The organism is Jatrophihabitans sp., assembly GCF_036389215.1.
In the GTDB taxonomy this organism is placed as follows: domain Bacteria; phylum Actinomycetota; class Actinomycetes; order Mycobacteriales; family Jatrophihabitantaceae; genus Jatrophihabitans_A.
In genome coordinates, this window is the sequence record NZ_DASVQG010000152.1 from 1 (window position 1) to 8,621 (window position 8,621).

At 70.4% G+C, this 8,621-nt stretch carries 6 protein-coding genes; 3 read left to right on the forward strand and 3 right to left on the reverse strand.

The annotated features are described in order from the left end of the window. Nucleotides 1–134: 134 nt before the first annotated feature. The gene (locus tag VF542_RS07670) at nt 135–3,878 is read right to left on the reverse strand and encodes a LysM peptidoglycan-binding domain-containing protein (RefSeq protein WP_408651106.1); all 3,744 of its coding nucleotides are present in this window, start codon (nt 3,876–3,878) and stop codon (nt 135–137) included. 47 nt (nt 3,879–3,925) lie between these two features. Here VF542_RS07670 and VF542_RS07675 point away from each other — a divergent pair, with 47 nt between their 5' ends. Next, entirely contained in the window at nt 3,926–4,048 is a 123-nt protein-coding gene (locus VF542_RS07675) for a hypothetical protein (protein ID WP_408651107.1), read from the forward strand. Here VF542_RS07675 and VF542_RS07680 read toward each other — a convergent pair. Both VF542_RS07680 and VF542_RS07685 read right to left on the reverse strand, forming a co-directional pair. Beyond that, nucleotides 4,027–4,455, reverse strand: coding sequence for a type II toxin-antitoxin system VapC family toxin (locus VF542_RS07680; protein ID WP_408651108.1), 429 nt, complete (start codon nt 4,453–4,455; stop codon nt 4,027–4,029). The genes VF542_RS07675 and VF542_RS07680 overlap by 22 nt on opposite strands. After that, nucleotides 4,452–4,706, reverse strand: coding sequence for a type II toxin-antitoxin system Phd/YefM family antitoxin (locus VF542_RS07685; protein ID WP_408651109.1), 255 nt, complete (start codon nt 4,704–4,706; stop codon nt 4,452–4,454). The genes VF542_RS07680 and VF542_RS07685 overlap by 4 nt, the downstream gene beginning before the upstream one ends. Nucleotides 4,707–4,928: 222 nt before the next feature. Here VF542_RS07685 and VF542_RS07690 point away from each other — a divergent pair, with 222 nt between their 5' ends. After that, nucleotides 4,929–7,124 (forward strand): hydantoinase/oxoprolinase family protein, encoded by a 2,196-nt coding sequence (locus tag VF542_RS07690; RefSeq protein ID WP_408651110.1) that lies wholly within the window; start codon nt 4,929–4,931, stop codon nt 7,122–7,124. Further along, nucleotides 7,121–8,621, forward strand: a 1,501-nt coding sequence (locus tag VF542_RS07695; protein ID WP_408651111.1) for a hydantoinase B/oxoprolinase family protein, incomplete at its 3' end; no start/stop codon positions are given. The genes VF542_RS07690 and VF542_RS07695, both read left to right, overlap by 4 nt.

Here is an 8,621-nt window from a genome sequence, read left to right on the forward strand (position 1 = left end):
TTACGGTGTGGCACGAGGACCTCCTGAGTACTGGGCGTGGTTGCCGTGGTAGCTCCACACCCCACTCAGGAGGCCCTCCTACATCAAGATCATCCGATCAGAACGGCCTGCACCAACCTGTCCGGGCAGTACAGCTAGCCGAGCGGAACCGGAAAGACCAACTGGTCGAAGGCGAGTAACGGCAGCGCGCCAGGATGTGCGGACAGCACGGCAAGGCCCAGGTGCCACCGGGCACCGGCGGTGGCTGGATGGTAGGCCCGCTGCCAATCCTCCAGTGCGGCGGCGATCGCACCGGCTGAGTCCGGTTGCAGCGCAAGCTCGGGTATCAGGAGCACCGCCAGCACGGTGTGCTGCTCGCCGACCGGCTCGGCGTAGCGGGCCTCGATGCTCAGCCGGATGTTCTCCGGCTGCTCTGCGGACAGGGTGTCGAAGGCGTTCTGCAGGGCCTGGCCGAGGCTGTCTCCCGTCAGCGGGATTTGCTCACTCCACCGCACGGACGGGCTGGTGACCTCGACCTGGATCGGTCGTGCGGCCAGCACGAACGCCGCCGAGGTCGCCATCCCGGCGCCCAGCGTGGGATTGCGCTCCACCGTCAAGGCGATCCGCGCGTCGGGGCCGGGTGCGCCGCGCAACCCCGGCCAGTCCAGTCGCAACGTCAGCGGGCTGGTTCCGGCCAGGTGGTGTGATGCGGCGTACTCGCGGGTCTCATCGGCGACCGGGCCGGGCGTCAGCGGCAGCTCCCCGTCATGGCTGATCAGGGTGATACCCGGCCAGCCGTCCTCGATGCCGTTCTCGATGCCGGTCCGGCTCACCACCAGCCGGTCGAGCCGCCGGCCGCCGTCCCCGGTGCTGTCGCTGTCGGAGTAGACCGCACGCAGCCGGTAGGTGGAGCTGAGTCGCGGATCCACCGGATCGGAATCGGCTGCGGGGTAGTCGTTCCCATGCGCGCTCCAGGCGGCCGCGACCGCGGTGGCCAACTCGACCAGCGAGGCAGCGGCGTTGCCGCGGACGGTGGCCGCATCGGTGCCGTCGGGCGACTCGACGTCAGAGCCGATCAGCACGGCCAGCTCGACGGATGCCGCGGTGTAGCCGGCGAGCGCTTCGGCCAGCGCCGTGTCGCCGGCTGCCTCGCTGCCGGCTGCGCCGCTGTCGGCTGCCTCGCTGTCGGCTGCCTCGGTGGCGGGTGCCGCGACTGGCGGTGACATCCCCAGCAGCACCACATCCTGGGCTGCATGCTCGTGGGTGTAGCTGAGGCTCGATGTCCACCGGGTCGCCTCGGCCAGCGTCGGCAGGCCTGGGCCGGTGAACGTCGCCTGCGCGGTCATCGGCTGGGCCGACACCGGGGCGGGGTGCTCGCGCAACGGGATAGGCAGCTCGGTGGCCGGCAGCCCGGCGGCGACCGTCTCGACGCGGTAGCCGCCGGCCAGCGCGCGGGCGAACCGCAGCAGCACCGGTTCGGTACTCGATTCGCCGGGCTGGGGTAAGTCGACTTCAATGGCGTCGAATACCTGCTCAGGCGTGAACGACACGCTCGTGGCGTCGGAGGGATCGGCATTGGCCAGCGCGAAGGTGCAGGTCGCGTTGGACGGATCCAGCTCGGTCCGGCTGCTGCTGAGGCTGAGGTCCGCTCGGCCGGACGCCTGCAGAGTGCCCGCCAGCCGCGCTGCCTGGCCGCCGGCTGGGTACGGTGCCACCACGACGGCCCGGTACTGTGCGACCACCGAGGACAGGTAAGCCTGCGCAAGGCTCTGCCGGCCGATCGAGGCCAGCGCGGTGCGGGCGTTCGCCAGCGCTTCGGTCACCGGCGGGCTGTCCGGCTGGCTCTGCGGCAGCGGTGCCAGGCTGCCGGGGATAGCTTCGGCCACTCGTCGCCGGACAGCCAGCAGATCCCCGCGAGCGGTGCCCGGCAGCCGGTTGCTGAGCGGCTCGGCAAGGTAGCGATCCAGCTCGGTGACGAACGACCGCGCCCCGTACTCCACGTCCAGCTGGGAGAACTGGCGCCGCACCGACATGCCGAGGCCGCCCTGGGCGGTCACCGGCCTGATCGAGGCGCTGAAGTCGAGCAGCTGCCGGTAGAGCGGGCGCAGCGCGAACACCCGCGGGCCGGGCGTGCCGCCGGCGGACGGCTCGATGTGCACGCCTGCGATTCCGGTGCTGCCGAACGCAACCGCCCACAGCTCGCCGCTGGCATCGGTGGCGAGCCGGACGTCCGGCAGCGCGGTCAGGCAGTCATCGACGAAGGAATCCCGGTCGTCACCCGATGGCGGTACCACCGTGTCGGCGCGCTCGGCCGGTGGCTCAGCCTGCACCGCGCCCGCCGCGGGATCCACAATCGCGTCGCTGGGGCGCTGGAGCCGGAGCGTGACCGCGAGCCGGGCGGCCGGTGCACGCGGTTCCAGCGGCTGGCCGAGCGAGGCCGTCACGCTGACCGGCGGTGGTGGCAGCAGCGCCCGCGCGCCGGCCCGGAACAGCGGAACCGAGGAGTTCGCGGCGATCAGCCGCGCGATCGAGGGTGCCGCCTCGGCCGGGGTGAGCCGGCCCAGCACCGCAGTGAGCGTGTCGCACTCGGCCGTGCTGGTGGTGCTGTCGTCGACGCTGAGCCGGACCCCCGGTTGCAGCAGCCCGAGCACCGCGGCGTTGGCGGCGGCGAAGTCCACCGGTGAGCAGCCGTGCTCGGCAGAAACCTCGGCACCGGTCAGCGGGGTGGCGGTGCCGCTGTCACGGCTGCTGCCCAGCACGGCAAGCGGGCAGCTGAGCATCGCGCCCATGGTGAGCACCGCACCGAGCCGGTCGAGTGCGTCGGCGACGGCGTCGAGGGTGACCTCGGCGTTCTGCTCGACCAGCCGGGCGCGCAGGGACTGGAACGAGTCGCCGGTCACCGTGTCGGTGCTGGCGGTCACCATCTGGTCAGCGGCCTCGTCATCGGCCTCAGTCTCGGCCCCGATTTCGGCCTCGTCATCGGCCTCGATTTCACCCTCGTCATCGGCCTCGATTTCACCCTCGCCGCTGGATTCGCCGCTGGGCCCGACGCTCACCGCGACCCCGATACCTGGCCGCAGGGTGCCGGTGACCTCGGCGTTGTCCGCGACGATCTGCCGCGCGGTCGTGCCGAACCGTCGGGCCAGGGCAGCGAGGGTGTCACCGGCCTGCGTCGCATAGAGAGTCCGGGCATCCGCCGGCAGCGTCACTATCCCGGGTAGCACGAAGGCAGAGTCGGCGCTCAGCTGAAGGCCGCGGTTGTCCTCCAACAGCCGCTCCGGCGTGATGCGCAGCCGGACCGCGACCGCGGCCAGGGTGCTGGCGTCGGCCGGGACGGTGTCCGGCTCGATCTGGCCGGTCCGCACGGCCAGCGGTTGCCCGGCCGCCAGCAGCCGGTTCAGCGGCTGGTCAACGTTGGCGGTGGCGAGGCGTTCGGCAGAAATGCCGTAGCGGTCCATCAGCTCGCCCAGGGTGGCGAGACCGGTCAGCTTCGGTGGCGTGGCGCCCGCCGCGGCCTGGACGAACAGTTCTGCGGCCGCGGCGAAGCGCCGTAGCGACTCCGCGCCGTCGGCGACCGGCAGAACCAGGCCCGGGTCGAGTGTGGTCAGTAGCGAGACGGCGACGCCCGGATCGTCGAGCTGCGCGCGGACCAGCCGGTACCGCTCGGCGTGCTCGGCGGCCCGTGCCGCGGCGGCGTGCGGTGAGTCGGCCGGCCCGGGCAGCCAGCCGCCCGGCTGAGCCGCCACGGTGACCGTGAGCATCGGCTCCTTGCCGGTACCGCTGAGCCAGTACGAACACTGCGCATCGGGCCACGCCCGCACACCCACCAACGGCTCAGCCTTGGCCCGGTCGACGGGAAGGTCAGCATCGGTGGTCACGAGTTCCGGCTCAGGTTTCACGCCCGAACCATAGCCGCGCGACTGCTCACCGCGGTTCAGCTTGCGCGGTGGTGCTGACCCTGATGGTCGTGCTGGCGATCGCCGGGCAGCTGCTGGCTATTGTCGGTCAGTCGGGCAGCGGCAAGAGCATGTCGATGCTGACATCCATTCAGGTCGCGTTCGTGTCGTAGCTAGCCAGCCCGAGCTCGGACCACGCGGACAGCAACTCTCGATCACCGGCGGCGGCCACCAGTTCGTCGTCACCAAGGCTTTCCGCAGCGGCGCAGTGCATGGCGTCGTAGCCGCGCAGACTGAGTTGCTCGGCCAGCGCCGCCGCCCGGACGACCGCCGCCTGGTCCACCTCCACGACACCCAACTGAGACCACAGCTGATCGAGCAGCTCAACGGCGCTGCGGTGCGTCGGAGCAGTTAGCCGATCGAGCCGTCGGGCCTGGGCAAGCGCCGTGGCAGCTTCGACATACGTCAGCCGGCTTGTCACGACGGCGTCAGCGTCATCCCAGAACCGCCGGCAGGACAGGCTGCTCGGTTCGCTGATCAGCAGCGGTACGAAGGCCGAGGTATCGAGATAGCCGATCACCGCCGCTGATCGCGGACGAGGTCGGAAACCGTCCCGGCGGCTGGCAACGGATCCAAGGCCGGAGTCTTGCGATGCGGCGCCTTGGCAACCCGACCCTCGGCAATCAGGGTCTCCAATCTCGTGGGGTGCCCGATCGGTACGATCCTGGCGATCGGTCGGCCATGATCAGTGATGGTCACCGTGTGACCGTGATGGACGGATGCAAGGTGACGGCTCAAATTGTCTCGCAACTCCTTGATCCCGACTTCCATGTACTCTCCTTGTGGCGTGAATCGATGTACTGATTATAGCCACAACGCTGAGCCGAGGTCTTCTTCACCGCAGCGTCCTACGACGGATAACCGGTTGACGTTTCTTCCTGCCCACAACGCGAGCCGGATGGCTGAAGTACCAATGGACGTGCCAACGGATTGGCAAGTTCTCGGGCAAAGTTCGCCGACGCGACATGCCACCGAGCCAAGTTGACTGCAGGCATGCCAGGACAGCGGCGGATCCGGGTCGGCATCGACACCGGCGGCACCTTCACCGACGTGGTGGCCTTCGACGAGGAGACCGGCGAGCTGGTCAGCACCAAGGTCGCCTCCACGCCCGCCGACCCGGCGCAGGGCTTCCTGGCCGGCATCGACAAGGTGCTCGACCTGCTCGGCATCCCCCGGACGCAGGCCGGCCTGGCGCTGACCGCCGTCTGCCACGGGACCACGGTGGCCACCAACCAGCTGCTGGAGGGCAAGGTCGGCGTCCTCGGCTTCATCGCCTCCGAGGGCTATGAGTCGATTCTCGAGATCGCGCGCCAGTCGGTGCCCGACGGCTACGGCAACAGCTACTTCTGGGTGAAGCCGGACCGGATTGTGCCGGCCGACCGGGTCAAGGCCGTCGGTGGTCGGCTGGACCACACCGGCGCGCAGGTCCGGCCCTTCGACGAGCCGGGCGCGGTCGAGATCGCCCGCTGGTTCCGGGACAAGGGCATCGACACCATCGGCGTCTGCCTGCTGCACTCCTACGCCAACCCCGCGCACGAGCAGCGGATGCGCGAGATCCTGGCCGCCGAACACCCCACCGCCGTCGTCTCGATCTCCTCGGAGGTGCTGCGCGAGTACCGCGAGTACGAGCGCTCGATGACCACCCTGGTCGACGCCGCGGTGAAACCGAAGGTGGCCGGCTATGTCGGCTCCATCAAGCGCCGCCTCGACGAGCTCACCGACGACCGCGACCTGCCGTTCTACGTGATGAAGTCCAACGGCGGCGTGCTGTCGGCCGCCGAAGTGGTGCACCAGCCGATCACGACGGTGCTGTCCGGCCCGGCCGCCGGCGCGCTGGGTGCTGCGATGATCGCCCGCAACGCCGGGTTCAGCCGGGTGCTCACCTGCGACGGCGGCGGTACCTCGACCGACGTCTCGGTGGTTCTGGACGGCGAGCCCACCCTGACCACCGAGGGAACCGTGGGCGCCTATCCGTCCAAGATCCCGATGATCGACGTGGTGACCGTGGGCGCCGGCGGTGGTTCGATCGCCTGGATTTCACCGGAGGGCGCGCTCAAGGTCGGTCCGAAATCCGCGGGCGCCGATCCCGGTCCGCTGTGTTACGGCATCGGCGGCACCGACGTCACGATCACCGACGCGCACCTGGTGCTGGGCCGGATCCCGCCGCACCTGCTCGGCGGTGAGATCAGCCTGGACATCACGGCCGCCCGCGCCGGCCTGACCGCGCTGGCTGCCGAGCTGGGGCTGGAGCTGGCCACCTGCGCGAACGGCGTGCTGGAGATCTCGGCCTGGAACCAGGCCAACGCGTTGCGCCAGGTCACCGTCCAGCGAGGGCTCGACGTCCGGGAGTTCACCCTCACCACCTTCGGCGGTTCGGGTTCGCTCCTGCTGTGCAGGCTGATCGACATCCTGAACCTGCGGGGCGTGCTGGTGCCACCGGACCCCGGCAACGTCTCCGCGTTCGGGCTGCTGACCGTCGACGTGAAGAACGACTACGTCCAGACCGCGGTCGCCAAGCACGCCGACCTCAAGCCCGCCGAGGTCGCCGCCGGCTTCGACGGCCTGACCGCTGAGGCGGCCGCCGCGCTCAGCCGGGAAGGGTTCCCCGCACCGGAGCACCGGTTCGCCCGTACGGCGGACCTGCGCTACTTCGGCCAGGCATTCGAGGTCCGGGTGCCGGTGCCCGACGGTGAGCTGACCGAGCCGGTGCTGGCCGAGGTGGCCACGGCCTTCCACGACGCCCACCGCGGCCTGTACGGCTATGACTTCCGGGACCAGCCGAGCCAGCAGGTCGAGTGGGTCAACCTGCGGGTGTCGGGCATCGGCCCGATCCGCCGGCCGGAGTTGCGCCGGCACCCGGCACCCGGCGAGACCGTCGAGCGAGCCCGGACCGGCAGCCGCGAGGTGTGTTTCGACGGGAAGAATTACCTGCCCACACCGCTGTACTGGCGAACCGACCTCGGCCCCGGTGACGTCGTGACCGGCCCGGCGGTGATCGAGGAGTTCGGCTCGACGGTTCCGCTGCATCCGGGTTTCACCGCCCGGCTCGACGACTACGCCAACCTGCTGATCACCCGCGAGGCGACAGCGAGTGAGCATCGCCGGCGCGTCAGCGCCGAGGAGCCTCAGCGCCGCGGAGCTTCAGCGAGCGGAGCCGAGGACATGACCCGGACGGAGCAGGACCGATGACCGTTGTCCCGCCGGCGGATTCGCCGACCGGCGACTCACTCACCCCTGACCGGGGCGCGCAGGTGGACCCGATCGTCCTGGAGATCGTGCAGGGCAGCCTCGCCGCGGTCGAGCGAGAGGTCGAGACGGCGATCGCACGCACCTCCCGGTCGCCGATGATCCGCGACGCGCACGACTTCCGGGCCGGCATCCACGACCGGTTGCTGCGCAAGCTCACCGGGCGCAGCTACTCCGCGCTGGTGCACCCGATCGCCAGGGACTTCCCGCTCGCCGAGATGCGCCCCGGTGACGTGTTCTTCCACAACGACGTCTACCGATCCGAGGGCGGGATCGGCCACCTGCCGGATCTGTGCGTCACCGTTCCGGTTTTCGTACAAGGCGAAACCGGCGCTGCTGATGATGTGCAGGTGGTGGCCTTCGTGCAGGCCTTCGGCCATCACGACGACATCGGCGGGGCGGTTCCCGGGTCGATGCCGAGCTCGGCCACCAGCGTCTTCGAAGAGGGCCTGATGGTGCCACCGATCAAGCTCTGGGACGCCGGGGTGCCCAACCGGGCCGCCCTGACCATCATGACCCGCAACTCCCGGATGCCCGACTCGCTGGCCGCCGACCTCGACGCGGAGTGCTCGGCCTGCCTCATGGGCGCTCGGCGGCTCGGGGAGCTCTTCGACCGCTACGGCACCGCGACCGTCGAGGCCTGCTTCGACGCCGTCATCGACCGCACCACGCAGACCTACCGGCGCGAGATCCTCGGGCGGATCCCGGTCGGGAGCTGGGTGTGGGAGGACTACGCCGAGCACGACGGCGTCGACGGGCCGAGGCTGCACACCCAGCGGATCACGCTGACCCGCACCGCGGCCGACGACCCGGAGGGGGAGCGGCTGGTCATCGACTTCGACGGCACCGGACCCCAGGCCAAGGGGCCGATCAACCACTGCGGGGACTACAGCGACGGGGTGTTCCTCAAGAAGTGGCTCGCGCCGATCCTCCGCAACCTCGCCGAGACGCCGGAGCGGATGGCCGAGCTCGACGTCAACGAGGGCGTCGTGCCACTCATCGAGATGCGGTTCCCGCCGCCGGGGACGCTGCTCACGCCGGTGTTCCCGGCGCCGACCAACGCCCGGACCTTCGTGATCCTGCGGCTGCTCGGCGTCCTGGCCGGCGTGCTGGCCAAGGCGACCGGCGGCCGGATGCCCGCCGACCAGGAGACGATCCGCTACACCGGTGTCTACGGGCAGGACGTCGAGGGCCAGCCCTACCTCATGCGCGAGGTGCTCGGCGGCGGCTCGGGCGGCAGGCCGTACGCCGACGGCGAGGACACCATCCACGTGGTCCCCGACAGTCGGAACCTGCCCACGGAGTTCACCGAGTCCAGGTTCCCGTTCCTCGTCGAGCGGCTCTCATTGGCCGTCGACTCGGGCGGACCGGGGCAGCACCGTGGCGGGCTCGGCTACGAGAAGCACCTCCGCCTGCTCCGCGACGCGCACTTCATGTCGA